This is a genomic window from Anaerohalosphaera lusitana (assembly GCF_002007645.1).
GTDB classification, from domain to species: domain Bacteria; phylum Planctomycetota; class Phycisphaerae; order Sedimentisphaerales; family Anaerohalosphaeraceae; genus Anaerohalosphaera; species Anaerohalosphaera lusitana.
Genome location: NZ_CP019791.1, coordinates 579,701 through 600,923, shown reverse-complemented (window position 1 = coordinate 600,923; position 21,223 = coordinate 579,701). Strand labels below are relative to the sequence as shown.

The following is a 21,223-nucleotide window of genomic DNA, read 5'->3' as shown; positions in this document are numbered from 1 at the left end:
TTGTGTTATGACCGGACGAACAACAGCCAAATCGCTGCTGATACTGTTTTGCATTCTATCTATCCTCACCTCAGCCGTTGCCGATGACAAGCCCGCTAAAACCGGCCCCGCCTTAATATGCTACCCTTCCGGAGCAGACCTTAAACAGCAACTCGCCGCTAAAGAGATCAGACGATATATCTACCTGCGCACCGACGAACTGCTAAAACTCAAAACCGTCAAATCCATCCCCGGTGACAACGACCTGATCGTCATCGCAACAAAAGACAGCAACCTGCTAGACAAGATTTCATTCGACAAGGCAGCCAAACTAAAACCCCAGGATTATGCCATAAAAACACTGACCGCCGACGACCGAAAGATCGTCCTTATCTGCGGCGGCGACCCCCTCGGAGCACTTTACGGCGCATACAACTTCATCGAACACTTCGGCGTCAGATTCAACATCCACGGCGACACGATCCCCGATGAGAAAATCGATTTCTACCTGCCCGACATAGACAAAACAGCGAGCCCCCTTTTCGAATTGCGCGGCATCCTTCCCTTCCACGACTTCCCCGAAGGCCCTGACTGGTGGAACGCCGACGACTACAAATTCTACATCAGCCAGATGGTCAAAATGAAAATGAATTTCATCGGCCTGCACTGCTATCCAAATGTCCCCTGGGGTCCCGAACCCACCGTCTGGATGGGCCTGCCCGAAGACGTCAACCCCGACGGCACAGTCCGCGCCTCCTACCCCGCCTCGTACCACACGACCGAACGCCTCAACGGCTACGGCGAAGACTCCGGCTCTCCAAAACGCTGGTGGGGTTACTCCGCAGCGCAGACATCCGATTTCTCCGCCGGCACGAGCCGACTCTTCGAAACGGACAACTTCGGCCCCGACTGCATGGCCGGCCACGTATACCGCAACCTCACACCCGAAACATCGAACGAAGTTTTCAACCGCACCGGAAAAATGTTCGACGACGTCTTCAGCTACGCTCAGCAGCTAGGCGTCAAAACCGCTATCGGCACCGAAACGCCTCTGCACATCCCCGACAAACTCAAAGAACGTCTGCGGCAAAAAGGCATGGACCCCGACGCACCCGCGACAATGCGAAAGATCTACGAAGGCATGATGACGCGCATCAGCCATGCCCACCCGCTCGACTACTACTGGGCATGGACCTCCGAAGGCTGGCTCAACCCCGTCGACCAACCTGTCGTGGACAAAACGATCAGCGAATTCGGCATGATGAGCAAAGCGATCAAAAAGCTCGACGAGCCTTTTAATTTCGCAACCTGCGGCTGGGCAATGGGCCCCGCCCAAAACCCCACGCTCTTCGACAGGTCGCTCGCAAAAGATGTCCCAATAAGCTCCATCACGAGCTGGCTCGGAGCATCCCGCCTCAATGACGGCTTTGCAAAAATTGAAAACCGTCCCAAATGGGCCATCCCCTGGCTCGAAGACGACACCGCGATGCTCAGCCCGCAGCTCTGGGTCGGGCGCCTCCGCCGCGACGCTGCCGACGCACGCGATTACGGCTGCACCGGACTCATGGGCATCCACTGGCGCACCCGCATACTCTCCCCGAATTTCACAACCCTGGCCGACGCAGGCTGGCGGCAGGACTGGCTACCCGAAGAAGAACCTGTCGTCCCAACCGAAAAGATCGAGCTCAAAGAAGGCCACTCCGGAGGCCAGGCCGCCAACTACGCCCCGAACGAGATAACCGGCACCGACGCGGATCCTGTCTACCAGACGTGCCGTTACAATCTCAGCTACTACCGCCTGCTCGTCCCCAACGGCAAGTACAACGTCACTCTCAAGTTCTGCGAAGTGCACTACCGCGAGCCCGGTAAACGCGTTTTTAACGTCAGCGTGATGGGCGAAAAAGTCGCCGAAAATCTCGACGTATTCAAAAAGGCCGGCCATCTGGGCACATATGATCTCGTCGTCTCAGATGTCAAAGTAACCAACGGCATTCTCGACATCACCTTCGATCCCGTCGTCGAATTCCCATTCATCGCAGGCATCGTCATCGAAGGCAAAACAGCCGACCTCAATCAGATCGAGGGCAAGGCTTACACCCGCAAGATCAATTGCGGCAACGGCAAATGGCAGGACTATCAGGCCGACCTAGGCAAGATACGCAATCCCTCCGCGGGACCGCTCACCGCACGCGACCTGCCCTGCGAAGACTTCTACCGCGACTGGTGTAAATCTGAATTCGGCCCAGAAGCCGCCCGGGAACTCGCCGCCATCTTTACCGAACTCGACTCGGGCGGTCCGCTTGAAGCGTACTCGTTTCCATCTGCCTGGCCGCGAAATATTCCGCTCACCAACGTCTGGATCGCTGGCCCCGGCGGCATCCGCGTCGACCAGACTCCCTGGTCCGAAGCCCAAAAAGATTATGCATTCGTCGACAAAATGTCCGACCTGCGAACCCGCATAAAAGGCAAGGGCAATCTCGCCCGCTTCGACTACTGGCTCAACAGTTTCAAGTACCTTCGCGCCATGGGTGAACTGAGCTGCACCCGCGGAGAACTTGACAAAGCTGTAAACTCAGCCGCAAACGAAAACGATAAAACTGAACAGAAAACCCTAGCCGCCCAACGCGTCCTCCCCATCCGCATTAAACTCGCGCGCCTCTGGGAACAAATGATGACCTACCAGCTCGCCGCAACATACACGCCCGGCGAACTCGGCACGATAGCGAACCTCGAACAGCACAACAGCCGAAACCTGAACTTCGTGAACCTGCACGACGAAAAACTCGAAAAGCTCCTCGGCCGACCGCTGCCCGAAACCGCCAACATTACAGGCAAGTACCAGGGCTCGCCGAGAATCTTCGTCCCCGCCCTGCGCTCAAACATAAACGCGAATGAACGTTTCGAACTCAAGGTCATCATCCTCGCAAAAGACAAACCGCAAAATCCAACCGTCCGCTGGCGCCCGCTAGGCGCGTCAGACTACAACACCCTGCCGCTCACTCATGTCGCCCGCGGCGTATACAAAGCGAAGTTCCCTACCATGGATAAAGATTTCGAATACCACATCGATGCGGAATTCGGATCCGGCGAAAATGTGCGTTTCCCTGCAACCGCTCCCGCGATCGATCAATCCGTGGTTGTTCTCGAATAAAAGAACGCCCAACAAATCAAAATATATTCGTCTGAGAAAAACCACCGACTCGCAACGCGCGCATAAAAAAAGCACGGCCCAAGACTTCTGCCCGCTTAAGGGCACTTCAGGCCGTGCATTCACACTCTCCATTTTGTCGTTAGGACCGGCGTCTCCCCAGCCACAAACCGCCGATACCAAGCAGCGCTACCGACATCGGCTCGGGAACCAGCATAACGTCCTGTCTATCCGATCCTTCTTCAACCTTCTGCACCTCGACACCGCTCACCGGGGCGAAATTCACCAAGTCCGCCAGGTATGCATCTGCCGAAGCGATCACATCATCGCTACCAACGTTCTCTATGCTGAAATCACCCGCTGACGCTGAATTGTAATCAACCTCTAGCGTATTGCTGCTCTCGTGAAGCACTTCCCAGATCGCTATCTGCAACCCAGCCGCGTCGACGTCACTGATGCCGTTCGTGAAATGCTTGTCCAGCAGATATGCTGCCTTTTCACCTGCCGCTCCCGCGAAAGCCCCTGGAGTCACCGTACTAGTATTGAACGCCGAACCGAGCATATCGCCGGTCGCATCGACACAGAATACCGAAGTCGGCACCCCGTCCAGATTAACGATTATCTCGCCGACCGGGATCGTCTCACCGTCGTAAACGCCTGCGGCAAAATGCATAATGACATCGCTACTTTTACCCATGTGCTGATACTCGATCACACCCGCCTGCGAAGTTGCCCCCGTCATCATCATCAGAAGCGCCAGAACCACTGCTGTCGTTCTCATCTTGCACCTCCTTTTCCAATTTCAAATCGCAACCCGTATCCGCCGATCCACACAAACCGCCGGGACCGGGCCGCATGTCATTTTCGCTAGGCTTATTATACCAAAACTACTACCTAGTAGTCAATCCTATCTGCCCTTATTTTCTTGTTTTTGCATAAAAATTGCCAATCTCTGCCCAGGCAGCACCAACATACCGCCCCAAATCCACTCAAAATGTGTTTCAAGGCCCATAATCGATCCCGCACAAACATCCCAGACGGGCTCGCCCCCCATGCTCGGCACATTTCTCAGAATTTTTTATCGGACGCACAAATTTTTATAAAGTTTTCAAACCCCCTCCGCCGATACTACAAATGAATACAGTTTTCTCCCCTCCGGAAAACATCGAGCCGCGATAAGCAGCTCGATGTTTTCTTTTTGCGCCTATCCTAAGTACCAAAACGCTTCCATTTTGTGACCCGCAGATAATTGCCTATGAAATTCCCGAAGAATTTAGACCCGCATTAGATACGGCTGAAGAGCGCATGGAAAAAAGGTCAGGCATTAAGACTTATGACGTCTCAGTATCTGATCTGATCGATGCCGACTTACTGCAAGTTAGACAAAAATTGTATTTCAGATATGCTCCACGCGGCATGGAGCGAAAGACTTACAAAGCCATAGTCCTGGAAGACGGCAGCATCACCACCTTGGGTCAAAACTTCTCCAGCCTTTCATATGCAGCTATCGCTTGTATTCAAGACGCGGGCAGTGAAAGAACAACAACTAATGGCTGGGATGCTTGGAAAACAAAAGATGGTTGTTCAATGGCTCAAGTGCGCGAGGAGTACCTACGAGTAAAGGAACAACAAGCCGAAGAAGAACGTTAGCGTTGGGATTTGATTTTTCGCACCATCGACATCACATCTATCACACCCTCTGCCATCGCGCCACACGATACCGTCGCACCCGTGACAGCCTGAATTTCCTGGCCCATGGTAAGCTGCTCAGGCGAGCACCGGCCCTCGAACTGGCCCGTAAACGTTGGCAGTATAACCCCGCTGCCCCGGTCGTATGGATAGCTCAGGACCTCAGCCGACTCCACGCACCCGCTTTCATCCAGGCGCACTCGTATCGGGAACCTGCCCGACTTTGACCGCACAACCGCCACAGCAGCGTAGCCCTTGATCTTTCCCGCTTCGTCACGCAGTCGCACAAGCTCTTCGATCCTGGTCCGCCCTCGGCCGACGGCCCCCTCCAGCTCGACCGGCTCAGCGGTCAGACCTTCCATCGACACTACTGATCCATCTAAACTCTCGTTACCGCCGCAGCCGGCCACCAACACGGTGGCCGACACGGCGACTGCCAGCAAAAGCAGCTCAGTTGAACGCATATCATCTTCCTTTACAGAACCATTCTAGAACGTGAACCCGATGCCCAGGTTGATACCGTCATTCAGATCCTCATCTGAATCATCCTCGCGGATCTGATAATCAGCCTTGACCACGAAATCAGGCGTCAACTTCCACGAAACACCAAGCGTAATCTCGTTCCTGTCACCTGCAGGATTCGCAGCCACACCGAACGGCATCTGATATTGAGTATCATAATCATCATATCGCGCAAAAACGATCATGTCGGTCTTTGCGAACTTACCCTTCTTCCAATGCTCAGGCCAAATATGGTAACCTGCCTCGAGATACCAGCCGAACATCTCCTCAGCGGTACCATTACCGATCTCACGTGCCCCGTCGATCGACGTGTGAGCAACGGCACCGGTGAAATCGAACTTGCTGACCGACCACTCGAAATCAGCAGAAGCGATCCGTATGTCGCCGTCGATCCCCGGATTACTGCCCTTGTTGCCGTTATCCAAACCGCCGGCATATCCGCTCACACCAAGCCGCAGATCGCCACCGCCGAAACCTGCCACAGGCCGATAGTCAACCCGACCCGTAAATGCAGGCTCGTGAAGACTGGGCCGCTCCTTGATCCTGCCGCCGCGGATACCTTTCACGTCATCAAACTTCGATCCGTCAAGTCCGCCAACTACATACGCCTCGTAGCTCCACTCCGGACTCAGTCGACCGAACGCACCGATACCGTCACTGCTCCAGGTCGTCGGGATTATATACTTTGCAAACGAGGGTCGTTCTACACCGTTGAACAGCGTAGGCTCGTGCCATTTGTTAAGAATACCCAATGGGGTCAGCACACGACCTGCACGCACGTTGAACTCATTCGAAAGAAGAAAATCGAAATACGCCTGCTCGATCAGAAATTCACCGCCGCTGTCATCCGACACGTACGCATGCTCCAGCTCCCACTCGGAATGAAACTTGATCCAGTCCGAGAAATCATATCCCAGGTACAGCACCAGCCGATGAAAGTCAAACTGATCACTTCCGTCACCCTCATTGAAGTTGGCATGTACATCACCATATCCACCAAAACTCCAGTTCTCGAAAGCCGAACCATAGAACGGAGCATCGCCCGCACTGACTTCATCCAGCTTCTGCGAAAGCAGCGAAATATCGGATTCCTGCTCAGCATCGCTCTCATCCTTTTGTGCCAGACGCGACTTGAGCTCAGCTATCTCGGCCTCCATACGCTCCAGCTTCGCCGAAATATCACTGTCACCCTGCTCCGCCGAAACTCCGCCGGCAAATAATACCAGCCCAGTAACTGCAACTAAATACAACTTGTTAACAAAACACACCATCCTGAAATCCTTTCACAAAATACAAAACAATAAAACACAAAAGCTAAAATTATCACTCACAAAGAAAACGCTCTAAACAACTAAAACGTCAACAACACGAATCATCTTCAAAATCACTTCATCAAATCAGGTTCATCATAAAACCCTATTTTTCTCAGTAGGCAAAGCACAACGTGGAACGATTTTGATTATCATTATCATTATCTAAATAAAAGCAAAACAACAATCTGCGACAAATTATTGCTGAAAGCTTCCCGCTACAGCAAAAAAACATACAGCTTCTAAATCATAAGCCTGTTAAAATCCGCTGCGCGATTATGGATATCATTATCATCTGGCTATTAAATTTCATGCCGGTGTAATTTATATAAACTCAAAGAATGAATTCTAAAGCCGCCCTAAACATCTTTTCAACCCGCGTTTTCCATGCCCGGCACACTGGCACAGCGTTTTATGTCCATCACGGAGTTGCTATCAGCAGGACTGCAACATAATGACTATGATTATCATTTTCATTGGTTCTTATGCCTACATATTGAACCAGGACAATATCTCAAATACATGCATTGAACTCCTTGCACGGCAACGCCGAGACCACCAAAAATAAACTGATCGCTAGATTAGCAGTGGCTAAAATTGCAACTATACTGCTACAGCATAATACTCCGTCAGGCATACATAAGGGACCATGAAGCGGCCCTAACTATCATATATAATTCGCATATCAACCCTGGCGAAATCGATAAACAATCGCCTCGCGACCCTGCCGACATAATATCACCCTGAACCCCAGGCAATGCCGCAATTTTCAAAATCTACATCGGCAAAATTTAATACACACAAAAACCTTCAAGACTCACAATGCATCGATCTTGATAATCATTATCATTACGTCAGCTAAAAAGAAATGCGCAGATTGCCGCATCAAAATCTTACAGTCATTCACCGTTTGCGCTTCTTGCTCTTCTTTTTCCTAGCCTTGCCCTACTTCTGCTTTTTCTGACATTTCGGACATATCCCGAAAATATTCAGCTTATGCGACTCTTCCACATAACCATGCTCTTCCACCAGCTTAGCCTGCAGCCGCTCCAGCTTAGGGCTGTATATTTCTACAAAGGCTCCGCAGCCCGTACAAACAAGATGATCATGATGCTCATGCCCATACTCATGCTCATACCGCGTCAGTCCCTCACCAAAATCGACCTCCCTGCAAAGCCCGGCCTCGGTCATGAGTCCCACTGCCCGAGCAACCGTCGCATATCCGATGTCCTTGTCTTTCTTGCGAACCAGATCATACAGTTCCTGTATACTCAAATGCCGCTCAGTCCGCAAAAACGCATCGACAACCTTATCCCGCCGAGCAGAACGCCGCAGGTTCTTATCTCTAAGATATTCATCAAACCGTACTTTCGATTCCTCAAGCAATCGGCCCACAAAAATTCCTCATCCAAAGTAAGTATAAATAACATCAAGACAATTTCGGTTTTGAGCGAGAACCCTGATCGAGACTCTACGCTTCGATCAGAACAAGCAAACTCGCCTGAAAACAGAAATTCAGCAGTGAACCTGCTTATTGATAACGATTATCATTAGCAGCAACTTACTAATTCTCCACTCCCAAGTCAAGCATTTTTCAGGAAATATATTTTGATACGATTTTCAGAACTGTTTTTCTCCCGGTTAAAACTGCTACCCACGCCCGCAGCACTTCTTATACTTCTTTCCGCTGCCGCACGGACACGGCTCGTTCCTGCCAACCTTCCGCTCATCTGTTACGATCGTCTTGACCTTCACCTCGCCCTGCGGTGCCTGAGCTGCCGCCCTCTGCTTCTGTGCCATAGAGAACTGCCCGACCGAGTCGTGGCTCGTATTGCTCACGTTCCATACGGACCGACGCTGCTGTGTCTTCGGCGTCAGCCGCACCTTCAAGATCACATCCGTCACCTTGTCCTCGATCTGCTCCAGCATCTCGTTGAACATCCGGAAACCTTCACGCTTGTACTCGATCTTCGGGTCCTTCTCCGCAAACGCACGCAGGAAGATGCTCTCCTTGAGATGGTCCATCGAATACAGATGATCCTTCCACGTCCCGTCATAGATCTGCAGCAGCACATACTTCTCCAGATCCGTCAGCTCTTTACGCAGGAACCCGCGACCAGCCTCCAGCACCTTCTCGCGAATCGCCTCTATACTCGTCTGCTCGTCGACATCGACATCAGCATCGAACCGTTCCTTCGCCCAGGCCGCAACTTCCGACGCATCCGCGCCGCCGTCTATTTTACCATTGATCTCTTCTTCGAGCCGACCCTTATGATATGAATCGCTGTATTCGACCAGCATCTCGTAAATTTCCTTCGGCTTCATCTCACCGAGTTTCTCCGCTTCCAGCTCACAGCCATACCGCTTGTTAGCCCACTCAGCCAGCTTCTCGAAGCCGTAGATATTCACCTCCGCCCCGCCAAACACCATATTCATCGCAAACTCGACCGGGTATTCGATCTCACGCTGCTCATACTTCTCCGCAACACGTTCGTTGAGCTTGGCCTTCACCTCGTCCGCCTTGAGCCCTTCAAGCTCTTCCACATCAACCTTGATATCGAACTTGGAACCGACCCACTGCGCAAACAGCCGCACGCCGAATCCCTCTTCGAGAAACTCACCGAGTTGCGAATAATCCTGGTTCTCGACCTGCGCACACGCCGCATCGATAACAGACCGCTCGATATCTTCCACCTCCATGTCCCGCAGCTTGTTCGCGGACAGATTCGCATCGAACTTGCTCATCGCCCACTTGCAAAGCGAATCAACCTTCCACGTCGCCTTGTCAGAATAGTCCTCCAGGTATTCACCAAGCGAAAGCGAAATCTCATTCGCAACGTTCTTCTTGGCAAGCTCTTTGATAACCTCTTCGATCTCCTCAGGTTTACTGCCTTCGATATCCCGCACCGCAAGATCAACACCGAACTGCGACCGCGCCCACTCGACCGCGCAGTTCCAGCGATACTCCTCGCTGAGCATATTCGCGCTGCCCGTGTCGATCTGCCTTTCGATCATCTCCATTATCAGTGACTTGAGCCCCTCGCCCCTCAGAAGCTGCCTGCGCCGCTTATAAAAGATCTTCCGCTGATAGTCCATGACCTCGTCATAATCCAGCAGACTCTTACGCTGTTCGAAGTTCCGCTCCTCAACCTTCTTTTGCGCCTTCTCGATCCCCTTGCTGATCCTGCCGTGATAGATCGGCTGCCCTTCTTCCCAGCCGATCCACGCCAGCGCCTTGACCGTCCACTCCGGCGCGAACAGCCGCATCAGATCGTCATCAAAGCACAGGAAAAACTGACTCGAACCCTTGTCGCCCTGCCGACCCGCACGACCGCGAAGCTGATTGTCGATCCGTCTCGCCTCGTGCCGTTCGGTACCGACAATATGCAGCCCGCCGATCTCCGCCACGCCCGGCCCAAGCTTAATATCCGTACCACGCCCCGCCATGTTCGTCGCGATCGTCACGTTACCAACCGCCTTGCCGTCACGCCTTTTATGCTGACAGCCGGCCTTCTCTACGATCACAGCCTCACGAGCATGCTGCTTGGCGTTAAGCACCTCGTGATCGACATTGTACTTCTTCGTCAGTGCCCGCGATATCGCCTCACTCTTCTCGATACTGATCGTACCAACCAGCACAGGCCGACCCGCACTGCTCACCTCGTATATCTCATCGACGATCGCGTTGAACTTCTCCGCCATCGACTTGTAGATCAGATCTTGCCGGTCATCACGAACTAGGGGCCGATTCGTCGGTATCACAACCACGTCCAACCCGTAAATACTCAGAAACTCCCCAGCCTCAGTTATAGCCGTACCCGTCATGCCCGCGATCTGATCATACAACTTGAAAAAGTTCTGCAGCGTGATAGTCGCCAGCGTCTGACTCTCCTCCTTGATCTTCACGCCTTCCTTCGCCTCGACCGCCTGGTGCAATCCGTCCGACCACTGCCGACCTTCCATAAGCCGCCCCGTGAACTCGTCTACGATCACGACCTTGTTGTCCTTGACAACGTAATCCTTCTCGCGCTCGAACACCACATGCGCCCGCAGCGACTGCTCCAGCATGTGAGGCCATTCGATATTCGAACCAGTATAGAACGAGCCGACCCCCGCAATGTCCTGCGCCGCACTGATTCCGTCATGCGTCAGATGCACAGCCTTGCGATCATACTCGATCTCAAAGTATTCCGTCGTCTGCTCGACCTGCGCCTCGAGTTGCTGGATCTCTTCTTGGGTCTCGTCGACCACCTTCTGCGCCTTCTGCATTCGCGCATCATCCTTGGCCTTTTTCGCCTCGGAATATTCACCCTGGGCATTCGCCAGCTTCCGCTCCGCCGCATCGGCTCGCGACTTGAGATTCATACGCCCGCTCTGCAGACGCATAAGCTCCCGCGCCACACTGTCCGCCTTGCGATACCGATTCACATCGTCAACCGCCGGCCCGGAAATGATCAAAGGCGTCCTCGCCTCGTCGATCAGGATCGAGTCCACCTCATCGATCAGTGAATACTCCAACGGCCCCTGCGCCATCCGATCCAGCGATGTCTTCATATTGTCGCGCAGATAATCGAATCCGAACTCGTTGTTCGTTCCGTATGTAATGTCACATTCGTACTGCTCGCGCCTTGCCGCCCCCGACGTATCCATATCCCCCTGTATCGCACCGACGGTCAGACCCATCGCCGCAAACACCGGACGCATCCAGTCCGCATCACGTTTCGCAAGATAATCGTTAACCGTGATCACGTGAACCTTTTGTCCCGTCAGATGCACAACGTAAGCCGCCAGAGTTGCCACCAGCGTCTTACCCTCACCCGTCGCCATCTCAGCGATCGAACCCTCGTACAGAACATGTCCGCCGATCACCTGCACATCGAAATGCCTGAACCGAAACGGCGGCCGAGACTCCGGATACAGCTCCCGGATCACCGCGTTGAACTCCACCGGCACATCCAGATCATGCACATCCGCACCTTCGTCTACCTTCGCCTTCAGCTCGTCATATATCTTCCGCGTATGCCCGTCCAGCTTCGACGCGTCAAACTCGTACTGATCCAGCAGCGCATTGCGAAACCCAAGATGCCGGTCCGACGTCTCACGTATCGTCGCGAACGCCTCCGGCAATATCTCCTCAGTCCGCTCACCCGCCGCAAGCCGGTCCTTGAACTTCTGCGTCTGCGCACTGAGCTCACCGTCGCTCATTTGCTGAAACTGCGGCTCCAGCTCCTTGACCCGCTCAGCCAGACGCCAATGCCTCTTAAGCACGCGCTCATTCCGTGAACCGAATATCTTCTGTAAAGCAGAACTTATCTTAGCAATAGGCATCGTATTCAAGCACCGTATCTAAACCAATTTTCAAAATCGAAATCAAAATACCCCGCAACCAACCATCGCACAAACATCGGTAACCGCACCGCATTGTCATCCGCCTCAGGCGGACCCAGAGAACACGACGAGCACGCATGAACGCCCAAAACATCCAGCGCACCTCTGTCATCTCAAATTGGGATCCAGTGAACGAAACGCCAACCGCACCCGCAAGCAAAAACAACAGCTCATCTACCAAACGCATGCAGCCAACAAAACACGAGCGGCACCCAAAGTTGTCATCCCGGACTTCGATCCGGGATCCAGCTTAAAAAAAACCTCGCGAAGCGACTCCTTGTTTATACGCCAGCCGCAAACCGTCCAATCGCAGAGCAATATTAAATTATCACAAAGAGCATCACGTCCTAAACCCGCGTAACGTACTCACCGCTGCGGGTGTCGACACGAACCACATCGCCCACCTTGATAAAAGGCGGAACCTGCAGCTCGTAACCGGTCTCGACCGTCGCAGGCTTGTACTGATTCGTCGCCGTCGCACCCTTGATCTCCGGCGCGGTCTCGGTAACTTCCAGATCAACCGTGTTCGGCAGCTCGACAACCACCGGCCGACCCTCATACATGCTCACCTTGAGCTGCTCATTGGGCTTTAGATATTTCGGCCCGTCACCGAACGCGTCATCATCCAGCATGATCTGCTCGAAATTCTCCGTGTCCATCAGCACATGCTCATCAGCCGACGAATACAGATACTCATAATTCCTCTTGTCGAGATAAGCCTCTTCGACATTCTCGTCGGCCCGCAGACGGATATTCCGGGTCCCGCCGTCTTCCAGACCCTTGAGCTTCGTCTGATAAACCGCCCCGCCCTTGCCGAGCTTGACGTGTTGATAATCCACGACGACATACAGCTTGTCATCCACCGTGACGGTCTGACCCTTTTTCATGTCAGATGCTTTCATGGGTTATACTCCGATACATACAAATATTAAAAACACTGCTTTCTATTTCCTCTACCAGGCACACGCCAGCCAGTCCCGCCGCCATCCCAAGCGACATAACAAAAATCGGCTAAATCCCTGATATAGCATCTACTTAACGCCGCAAGTATGTCAAACCGACACCCCATTGTCAAGAAACGAACTCCCCGACAAACCATCCATCACAAGAATTCGACCTTTATAGCGCACTTCTACCGCCGACCCTTGCTCTTCTTGCGTCGCCCCTTTCGGCGCCCTTTTCTGCCCTTTTTACCGCCATTACTGAACTTCTGCTTCGGCCTTTCCGTTACCAGCATCTTCACCGGCGCCAGCGTGAGCCTCCTCGCAGGCACATCCACAGCCACGATCTTCGCACGCATCGAATCACCAACCCGCACGGCCTTGCCGGTATGCTTGCCCACAACTGCCTGGTTCTTCTGATCGAATTTCCAGTAATCCATCCCCAGATCACCGAAATCCACCAGTCCCTCGACCCCGTATTTCTGGCACTGCACGAATATCCCGAACCCGGTCAGACCGCTCACCACCCCGTCGATCTCATCGCCGAGCCGACTGCTGAGCATCTCCAGGATCAGCACAGTCTTCAAGTCGTCCTCAGCTCTCGCAGCCTGCTGCTCCGTAAAGCTTATATGACTGCCGAGTTCCGTAAGTTCGCCCGGCGGCAGAACTTCTTCCAGCCCGATCTGATTCAGCCGGTTCTCCAGATAACACTGCAGCAGCCGATGCACCGTCAGATCCGCATACCGCCTGATCGGGCTCGTAAAATGGCAGTAATGCTTCGACGCCAACGCAAAATGCCCAATATGCAGCGGCGAATACTCCGCCTTCTGCAGACTCCGCAGCACATGCATATTAATCGCAAACTCGTAACTTGTCCCCTTCACTGCCTCCAGCAGGTCCTGCATCTCCGATCGATCCAGCTTTTTCGGCAGTTTGAAGCCGCATATCTTCACGAACCGCGACAGCTCTTTTGCCTTCGCCGGCTCCGGATCCGGGTGAATACGCCTGATAAAAGGCACATCGAACCGGTCCAGCAGCGACGCCACCGCCTCGTTCGCCTCCACCATGAACATCTCGATTATCGTATGCGGGTAGCTGTCGTCCGCCGGATGAGCGTCCACCACCTGCCCCTCCTCGTTCAGTTCCAGCTCCGTCTCCGGCAGATCCAGATGCAGCATGCCCGCCTTTTTCCGCCTTGCCTCGATCGCCCGCGCCAGCACCTCCATATCCTTCACCAGCGCAACGACCTCCGCCGAGAATCCGCATGTATCGCCCTTGATTATCTTGTCAGCCTGCTCATATGTCAGCCTCTCGCTGCTTTCGATCAGGCTGTTCGCAAATTCCCGCCCCTGAACATTGCCGTCCCGGTCATACGTAACATACACGCTCTTCGCGTACCTCTTCTGCCCCGGCTGCAGCGAACATATCCCGTTACTGAGTATCTCAGGAAGCATCGGGATTACCTTCCCCGGCAGATAAACGCTGTTTCCCCGCTCCTTCGCCTCAACATCCAGCGGTGAATCCATCCCCACGAACGTGCTCACGTCCGCAATATGTATCCCCAGCACCCACGTTTCGTCGCCCAATCGCTTCAGGCTGATCGCATCGTCAAAATCCCGCGCATCAGGCGGATCGATCGTCACCAGCACAGTATCCGTAATATCCTCACGCCCCCCGTCCGCGGTCTCGGCAAACTTCGCCGCCGCATCCCGGGCCTGGTCCAGATGCTCCTCGGTAAATTCCTCCGGCAGGTCATACTGCTCTATCGTCGCCTTTATCTCCGCGTCATACTGTCCCGCACGTCCCAGCACCTCCACGATCGCACCCCGCGCAAGCTCTGTAAACGTCGGATACACGATAATATCCACGACGACCTTGTCGTTCTCACGCGCATTCTTCGCCCCCACATCGTCAATTATCACCGGATCGACATAATCCGACCCGTCCGGCATCACCTGCCACTCATCTCCCACCTTCCGCAAATTACCCACGACCCGCTTGGTCCCGCGTTCGAGCACCTTCACGATAATGCCCGCATACCGTATCTCGCCCTGCCTCCTGCCTCGCTTCATAGGCTTTGCGATCACTTTATCGCCCGACATCGCGTTCGCACGGTTCTCAGTCGGAATGAACAGATCGCCATACCGATTCGCCTCGTCCGGTATCACGAACCCGAACCCCTTCGGATTCGCCTGAAAAGTTCCCTTCACCCTGCCGCCCATCGCAGGCAGACGCGCGACATTGCCGCTGCCCACCACCAGTTTGCCGGATTCACGAAGCTCCTTGAAAGCATCCTCAAACTCATATTCCAGATTCTCCGGCACAGACATCGCCTTGCGCATCTTGTCCGGAGGCGTCGGCACATAGTCACGCCGGCTCATATATTTAAGGATCTGCTTTTTAAGTGCTTCTATCATACAATATACCTAAAATTGAATAAAAAAAGGCGCCTAACCGTATAATCGGCCAGACGCCTCCAATTTCTACAAAACCCCGCTAAGGGTTAACTCGCAAGCGTGTTGAGCTGCTTGGCAAGACGACTCTTCATCCTTGAAGCCGTGTTCTTGTGCAGTGTGGGAGTGCAGGACAGCTTGTCCAGCAGCTTTTCCACAAGTTTATACTGCTCTTGTGCCTTTGCGGCATCGCCTTCCTTAACAAGTACCTCGAATGTCTTGATCTGCTTTCTCAAGGCTCCCTTGCGACCGCGATTTCTCGCGTTTCTCTTAGCGTTCTGCCTGACTCTTTTTTTGGCCGATAAAGAATGCGCCACTGTTAACTCCTAAAACGTTCCAACTATATATACTCATTTCACTGAGAGGTTGTCTCAAAACAGTGCTCCGCCGCACGCGCACCGGAGTCCGAACCTATCTATTTACCAGATTTTCTGAGATTTTCAACCCTTTGGCTGACATCTTTGTATTTAAAATCTAACTGAGCGAGCTTTCGATAGTATTCCAGAGCCTTTTCAGATTGCCCATCCTCTTCATAACTCCTTGCCAGATTGTATCTTATGTCTTTTGCCAGGTCGCTGTCCCTGACCTCGCAAAGCCTGAACGCTTCCTGAAAAATATCTATCGCATCCTGGTACCAGCCCTTCAAAAAGAAGCACAATCCCGTCTCATCCATCGCCGCGACCCGCTTACCCGGCTCCCGCTGGGCCTCCTGAAGCACCGGAATTGCCTCATCATACAGCCCGTTCTTGATAAGACAGATACCATAATCATACTTCATCCTCAGGTCCGTCGGATAGTGCTCCACGCACGCTTCCCAGTAACGCAACTCTTCCTTATTATACTGCTCCGCCAGCGCCATCACATCTTGACGCCGTTTCGCGTTCTCCGGCTCCTGCTTGGCCTTCGTCTTCGCCAACTGTATCAGGATCCGAAGCCGCCTCATCTTCAGCTCGTGCCACCGTTTTTTGATCGCAAACTCGCCTTTCTTCTCGTAAGCCCTTTTCAGAAAGAGAATTGCATCGTTATGCCCCTGCGCCGTACCAAGCCCAAACATCGCATCGGCAAGCGAAACAATGTTATCCACGCTATCCGGATTCTCCTTGTATGCAGCCCGCGCCTGGTTGACCACCTCCTTCTTTTTATCCTCTGAATGCCTCGGCCTCTCCGCCTCGATCAACTCCTGCTGCCTTTCCCTGTCCTTGATCGATCCGGTAAAATCACCCTTGCCGTTATACTTGCCCTTCTGCATAGTCATCTGCGCCGACAAGTTCCGCAGTTCCAACTGCAGCGCCTCGTCGTTAGGCTTCATCTGCACACCGTGCCTGCATGCCGAAACCGCCATCCCGAACTGCTGCAGCTTAATATAACAGTCCTTCAAAAGCATATAAGTTGCAAAAGAAGGTTTCTCGCTGGCCCGATTCGCCTCGAACACGAGCTGAGCGATCCACTCCGCCGTCCTGCGGTAGTTCCCCTTGACAGCCGCCTTGAGCAGCGTCTCCGCATAGTGCGTATTATCAGGATCCTTCGCGAACAGATACGACGCGTTGACCAGCTCCTCGACCGGCGTCTTGCCCCCCATATGCTTCATTTTTTCCACAACAGTCGGCTTTTTGCCCCCGCGAGCCTGCCTTTTCAGTGCAAGCTGCCTCAAAGGCAAATGCCCCTGCTCAAGCGCATCGGGAGCCCGCCGTAACCCCTCAAGATACATCTCGATCGCATAATCGAAATTATCAGAGGCCGCAACTTCCTCAGCACGTTCAAAGAACGCTAAAGCTTTTTCCAGATCATCACCCGTTTGCGTACCTGCCATAGCTAAAACTTGCTCCAAATTACATAAATAAAACAACTTATGATAAGCCCACCAACCCGCGCCTGTCAACTGTTATATAGAACAGGACACCGACTACCGACTGCCAAAACTACCTTTTTCAGCTATTCTCTCTCCGGACCTCTTGTCGTCCGTCCCTGCGAAAAATAACTTTGAATCTCCTTCGCAACCTGTATAATTACCACCTGTTTGATACCGGCCCCGAAAACACACAAGACGCCACAACTATATCGACGATCGGGAACCAAAAATTGTCCCCTAAAACGGAGTTTTTTGCGGTTTTGTCCTTTAAGCTCCGATTGATTTCACCTTAAATGCCGGTCTGAATTGAAAACACAATCGAAAACTGTACCAGGAGGCACAATGTACGATAGGCTCAAAACACACGACCCAGAGATATACAACCTTCTCAACGAAGAAGAAACACGTCAGCAGGACTCGATCCGCCTGATCCCCTCGGAAAACTACGTCTCGATGGCTGTCCGCGAAGCAACCGGAAGCTGCATGACCAACAAATACTCCGAAGGCTACCCCGGCAAACGCTACTACGAAGGCCAGCAGGTCACCGACAAGATCGAAAACCTCGCCATCGAACGCGCAAAACAGGTCTTCGGCGCAGAACACGCTTGCGTCCAGCCATACTCCGGCTCCGTCGCCAACGTAGCCGTCTACACCGCATTCGCGGACCCAGGCGACACCATCCTCGCCCTCTCTCTGCCCTTCGGCGGCCACCTCACCCACGGCTGGAAGGTCTCCGTCACAGGCAAATTCTTCAACGCGGTACACTACACCCTTGAGGACGATTCCGACCTGATCGACTACGACCAGATCGAAAAGCTCGCCCTCGAATGCAAACCCAAGGTCATCGTCTCAGGCGCGACCGCCTACAGCAGACACATCGACTACGCACGCTTCAACGAGATCGCCAAAAAGGTCGGCGCAGCACACGTCTGCGACATGGCACACGTAGCAGGCCTCGTCGCAGCAGGCGCACACCCCAACCCCGTGCCGCATTCGGACGCGGTAACCACAACAACACACAAAAGCCTTCGCGGCCCGCGCGGCGCCCTGATCCTCTGCAAAGAAGAACACGCAGCTAAGATCAACAAGGCCGTATTCCCGGGCATGCAGGGCGGCCCGCACATGCACACGATCTCAGCGATCGCCGTCGCACTCCGCGAAGCTGCAACGCCCGAATTTAAACAGTACGGTCAGCAGGTCGTAAAAAACGCAAAACGCTTCGCCGAAAAACTCGTCGAGCTCGGCTTCGATGTCGTATCAGGCGGAACCGACAACCACCTCGTCCTCATCGACCTGCGACCGAAGAACATCCTCGGCAAGCCCCTCGCAAAGGCACTCGACCGCGCAGGCATCGTAACCAACTACAACACGATCCCCAACGACCCTGCAAAGCCCTTCAACCCCAGCGGCATCCGGATGGGCACACCTGCAGTCACAACTCGCGGCTTCAAGGAAGAACAAATGGAGCAGATCGCCGAATGGATAAATGAGATTACTCACAACGTCGAAAACGATGAAGTGATCGAAAAGGTACACAAACAGGTCAAACAGCTCTGCGACGACTTCCCCGTGCCAGCGAACTTCGTAAACCCCGCGTAACAGCGGAACTGAAAATCGGTATTCAAATGGGAAAACCCATGCTTAAAGAATTATTCGAAAAACAGGCCGAGCTAAACAAGCGAACCGGCTTCGACGCAAAGGCCCTCCGCGAAAACTGGGACCCCCAGTACGCCGGCGAATGGCTAAACAACTACATCGCCGCAATGAGCAACGAGCTCGAAGAGCTCCGCGACAGCACTTACTGGAAGCACTGGTGCAAAGAGGCCAAAAAAGGCGAACGCTTCAAGATCCACGACCTGCAGAACGCACGCGTCGAGGTCACCGACATGCTCTTCTTCTGGATCTCGCTCGCACAGTGCCTCGGCCTCGACGCCGACGACGTCTACAAGCTCTATCAGCAAAAGCTAGGCGTCAACCACTCCCGCCAGGACGACGGCTACTCCATGGCGGACAAAACCGAAGACGACAACAAGAACATCGCTATCTAGTCGAGTCGAAATCGAATGGCTGAAAAACTAAAGACCGCCATCATGGGACTTTCGCCCGTCGGTGTCAAGCTGCTCGAAGCCGCGGACAGAACCTCTCTGTTCGAGCTTCGCGCAGTAGCCGACAGCGACGGCGAACAGGCCCAGAAGATCGCGGCTATCTACGACTGCCAGCCGCACAACGACTACCGCCAGCTCGTCATCCAGCCGGACCTGCAGGTGCTCCTCGTCGCAGAACCCATGCACCTATGCCGCGAACACCTGCGCGTCGCGATCAAGAACAACTGCAATATATTAAAGCTCCTTCCGCCTGCTCTCGACTTCGAGCAGGCCGCCGACATGATCCGAACCGCCGAAAAGCAGAAGGTCAAATTCGACGTGGCATCACGCATCCGCGTTGCGCCGGGCTTTCGCAAGGTAAAAGAATACATCCGCGCACAGGGCCGCGAAAAGTTCCACCTTATCACAGCGGTCTGCCACCTCCCCGCACAGCAGCTAGAGCCCAACGAACGCTGGCTCGCCGACCCGCAACTCGCAGGCGGCGGCGTCATCCTCCAGAAATGCTACGAACTGCTCGAACGCGTCGTCGACATCTTCGACATCCCCCAGCAGATTTACACCCTGCTAACCTCTCACGCACCCGACCGCAAACAGCGGCTCTCCACCACCGAGGACACCGCGCTGATCACAATGAAATTTTCCGACACGCTCCTTGCCAACGTAACCGCAAGCCGAGTGCTCGGCCCGCCCGCACTGATGCTCCGCATCCACAGCAAAGAAAACTACATAAAAGCCACCCCCGACTCGATGACCCTCTTCGACAACCAGGGCGAAATACTCGAACAGTACAACTACATCCAGCAGCCCGACAACTCACTCGAAACAATGCTCACCGAGTTCGCACACAGCATAACCAACCCCCCAAAACCCCCAACCGAACCAACATACCACCCCATAATAGAAACCATGTCCCTAATAGAATCCGCCTACGTCTCAGCCCGCACCGCAATGCCAGAACCCACCCAAAGAATCCTAAAACTAGTCCGGCCATAGACAGATGCTGACCCAATTGCTAGAAACATTACAAAACCTCGCCGCCCCGGCGGACAAGCAGATAGAGTATCTCGACGGCATGCAAGTGCAAGAACTGGTCTGGGAATTTATGGATGCATCCGACAACCTGGACATCCTCGTTGAAGATGGCCTTCTCACCACTGAGACCTACCAAGCCATAAAACTGCTCAAAGCAAAAGTTGCCCGTCTTAACAATAGTCAAAACCAATGCTCTCACGAGGCCCTAAAGACCAGCCCTGACTGGCAGCAAGTCCGCCAACTCGCAAAGCAAATTCTAAACAGACTAGATGATACACTCTAGTCGCATCCAGAAAACGTCAAACACTTACGGCTTCCCGATCATAGGGTATTCCTCAAGAACCTTTTTGCAGTCCGTGATCAGCTTCGGCAGATAGCTCTGGTCGATCTCGAAAATGAAACTGTGCTTCTGTTTTGCTGGATCGGGGGTAATATCTACCTGGATTTCAATGTGCCCGCAATCTCCTGCTTTCAAAACCACGGACAGATAAGGTTCCATGCACGCCATCTCGACTTGGCCCTTTACCGTCTTGCTAAGCCGTTCGATGCCTACCAGAAATGTCATAAGCTCAGTTGAATGAATGATGTCGCCGCTAACCCTGACACTTGCGCCATTTTCTCCACAGTGTACGGTGACGTTCAGCCAGTTCTCAAGTCCGCCCCATGGAACCACACCTGCAGACCCCCTAAGCTTATGTCCGGCACTCCAAGCTTTTCAACGTAAGACATCTCAACCTCCCAAAAAAGACGAGCCCGCCAACCGGACCCGCCTTTATAATTCATAACATATAACCGATCGACAGCCGT

Annotated in this window: 16 protein-coding genes; 6 read left to right on the top strand and 10 right to left on the bottom strand. The window is 53.5% G+C overall.

What is annotated here, in order from left to right; translation table 11 throughout:
- Positions 1-7: 7 nt before the first annotated feature.
- A complete protein-coding gene (locus tag STSP2_RS02605; protein ID WP_169852925.1) occupies positions 8-3,130 on the top strand; it encodes a malectin domain-containing carbohydrate-binding protein in 3,123 nt (1,040 codons plus the stop codon).
- A gap of 139 nt (positions 3,131-3,269) precedes the next feature.
- Here the strand turns inward: STSP2_RS02605 and STSP2_RS02600 are convergent, their stop codons facing one another.
- Positions 3,270-3,908: a PEP-CTERM sorting domain-containing protein gene (locus STSP2_RS02600; protein ID WP_146659594.1), complete on the bottom strand. Its 639-nt coding sequence runs from the start codon at positions 3,906-3,908 to the stop codon at positions 3,270-3,272.
- Positions 3,909-4,432: 524 nt separating this feature from the next.
- Here STSP2_RS02600 and STSP2_RS02595 point away from each other — a divergent pair.
- On the top strand, positions 4,433-4,777 hold the full coding sequence (locus tag STSP2_RS02595; protein ID WP_146659592.1) for a restriction system modified-DNA reader domain-containing protein: 345 nt from the start codon (positions 4,433-4,435) through the stop codon (positions 4,775-4,777).
- On the opposite strand, the gene STSP2_RS02590 is transcribed toward STSP2_RS02595, so the two are convergent.
- The 8 genes from STSP2_RS02590 to STSP2_RS02550 form a co-directional block, all read right to left on the bottom strand.
- On the bottom strand, positions 4,774-5,280 hold the full coding sequence (locus tag STSP2_RS02590) for an FMN-binding protein (RefSeq protein WP_146659591.1): 507 nt from the start codon (positions 5,278-5,280) through the stop codon (positions 4,774-4,776). The genes STSP2_RS02595 and STSP2_RS02590 overlap by 4 nt on opposite strands.
- A 24-nt stretch (positions 5,281-5,304) precedes the next feature.
- Positions 5,305-6,609: a porin gene (locus STSP2_RS02585; protein WP_146659589.1), complete on the bottom strand. Its 1,305-nt coding sequence runs from the start codon at positions 6,607-6,609 to the stop codon at positions 5,305-5,307.
- A gap of 984 nt (positions 6,610-7,593) precedes the next feature.
- A complete protein-coding gene (locus tag STSP2_RS02580; protein WP_205847969.1) occupies positions 7,594-8,043 on the bottom strand; it encodes a Fur family transcriptional regulator in 450 nt (149 codons plus the stop codon).
- Positions 8,044-8,298: 255 nt separating this feature from the next.
- Entirely contained in the window at positions 8,299-11,976 is a 3,678-nt protein-coding gene (gene secA, locus STSP2_RS17450; RefSeq protein WP_146659587.1) for a preprotein translocase subunit SecA, read from the bottom strand.
- 407 nt (positions 11,977-12,383) lie between these two features.
- Positions 12,384-12,938 carry an elongation factor P gene (efp, locus tag STSP2_RS02565; RefSeq protein WP_146659583.1) on the bottom strand — a complete coding sequence of 185 codons (555 nt, stop codon included), beginning with the start codon at positions 12,936-12,938 and terminating at the stop codon, positions 12,384-12,386.
- A 230-nt stretch (positions 12,939-13,168) separates the two neighbouring features.
- Entirely contained in the window at positions 13,169-15,394 is a 2,226-nt protein-coding gene (gene rnr, locus STSP2_RS02560) for a ribonuclease R (RefSeq protein WP_146659581.1), read from the bottom strand.
- Positions 15,395-15,480: 86 nt separating this feature from the next.
- Positions 15,481-15,747, bottom strand: a complete 267-nt coding sequence (gene rpsT, locus STSP2_RS02555) for a 30S ribosomal protein S20 (protein WP_146659579.1) — start codon at positions 15,745-15,747, stop codon at positions 15,481-15,483.
- 98 nt (positions 15,748-15,845) lie between these two features.
- Complete coding sequence (locus STSP2_RS02550; RefSeq protein WP_146659577.1) at positions 15,846-17,240, bottom strand: tetratricopeptide repeat protein; 1,395 nt, start codon at positions 17,238-17,240, stop codon at positions 15,846-15,848.
- 381 nt (positions 17,241-17,621) lie between these two features.
- Between STSP2_RS02550 and STSP2_RS02545 the strand changes: the two genes are divergently transcribed.
- The 4 genes from STSP2_RS02545 to STSP2_RS02530 are packed head-to-tail and all read left to right on the top strand — an operon-like array spanning position 17,622 to position 20,699.
- Positions 17,622-18,878 (top strand): serine hydroxymethyltransferase, encoded by a 1,257-nt coding sequence (locus STSP2_RS02545; protein ID WP_146659575.1) that lies wholly within the window; start codon positions 17,622-17,624, stop codon positions 18,876-18,878.
- 38 nt (positions 18,879-18,916) lie between these two features.
- On the top strand, positions 18,917-19,327 hold the full coding sequence (locus STSP2_RS02540) for a dUTPase (protein ID WP_169852924.1): 411 nt from the start codon (positions 18,917-18,919) through the stop codon (positions 19,325-19,327).
- A gap of 15 nt (positions 19,328-19,342) precedes the next feature.
- A complete protein-coding gene (locus STSP2_RS02535; RefSeq protein WP_146659572.1) occupies positions 19,343-20,377 on the top strand; it encodes a Gfo/Idh/MocA family protein in 1,035 nt (344 codons plus the stop codon).
- 4 nt (positions 20,378-20,381) lie between these two features.
- Positions 20,382-20,699: a hypothetical protein gene (locus STSP2_RS02530; RefSeq protein ID WP_146659570.1), complete on the top strand. Its 318-nt coding sequence runs from the start codon at positions 20,382-20,384 to the stop codon at positions 20,697-20,699.
- A gap of 24 nt (positions 20,700-20,723) precedes the next feature.
- Here STSP2_RS02530 and STSP2_RS02525 read toward each other — a convergent pair whose 3' ends face one another.
- A complete protein-coding gene (locus tag STSP2_RS02525; RefSeq protein WP_146659568.1) occupies positions 20,724-21,089 on the bottom strand; it encodes a WapI family immunity protein in 366 nt (121 codons plus the stop codon).
- Positions 21,090-21,223 lie beyond the last annotated feature (134 nt).

Bases quoted from the DNA above. Each gene is read 5' to 3' on its own strand.
- STSP2_RS02530 (WP_146659570.1), top strand. From the start codon at position 20,382: ATGCTGACCCAATTGCTAGAAACATTACAAAACCTCGCCGCCCCGGCG.
- STSP2_RS02605 (WP_169852925.1), top strand. From the start codon at position 8: ATGACCGGACGAACAACAGCCAAATCGCTGCTGATACTGTTTTGCATT.
- STSP2_RS02585 (WP_146659589.1), bottom strand. From the start codon at position 6,609: ATGGTGTGTTTTGTTAACAAGTTGTATTTAGTTGCAGTTACTGGGCTG.
- STSP2_RS02595 (WP_146659592.1), top strand. From the start codon at position 4,433: ATGGAAAAAAGGTCAGGCATTAAGACTTATGACGTCTCAGTATCTGAT.
- STSP2_RS02540 (WP_169852924.1), top strand. From the start codon at position 18,917: ATGCTTAAAGAATTATTCGAAAAACAGGCCGAGCTAAACAAGCGAACC.
- secA (WP_146659587.1), bottom strand. From the start codon at position 11,976: ATGCCTATTGCTAAGATAAGTTCTGCTTTACAGAAGATATTCGGTTCA.
- STSP2_RS02535 (WP_146659572.1), top strand. From the start codon at position 19,343: ATGGCTGAAAAACTAAAGACCGCCATCATGGGACTTTCGCCCGTCGGT.
- STSP2_RS02590 (WP_146659591.1), bottom strand. From the start codon at position 5,280: ATGCGTTCAACTGAGCTGCTTTTGCTGGCAGTCGCCGTGTCGGCCACC.
- efp (WP_146659583.1), bottom strand. From the start codon at position 12,938: ATGAAAGCATCTGACATGAAAAAGGGTCAGACCGTCACGGTGGATGAC.
- rnr (WP_146659581.1), bottom strand. From the start codon at position 15,394: ATGATAGAAGCACTTAAAAAGCAGATCCTTAAATATATGAGCCGGCGT.
- STSP2_RS02550 (WP_146659577.1), bottom strand. From the start codon at position 17,240: ATGGCAGGTACGCAAACGGGTGATGATCTGGAAAAAGCTTTAGCGTTC.
- STSP2_RS02545 (WP_146659575.1), top strand. From the start codon at position 17,622: ATGTACGATAGGCTCAAAACACACGACCCAGAGATATACAACCTTCTC.
- STSP2_RS02600 (WP_146659594.1), bottom strand. From the start codon at position 3,908: ATGAGAACGACAGCAGTGGTTCTGGCGCTTCTGATGATGATGACGGGG.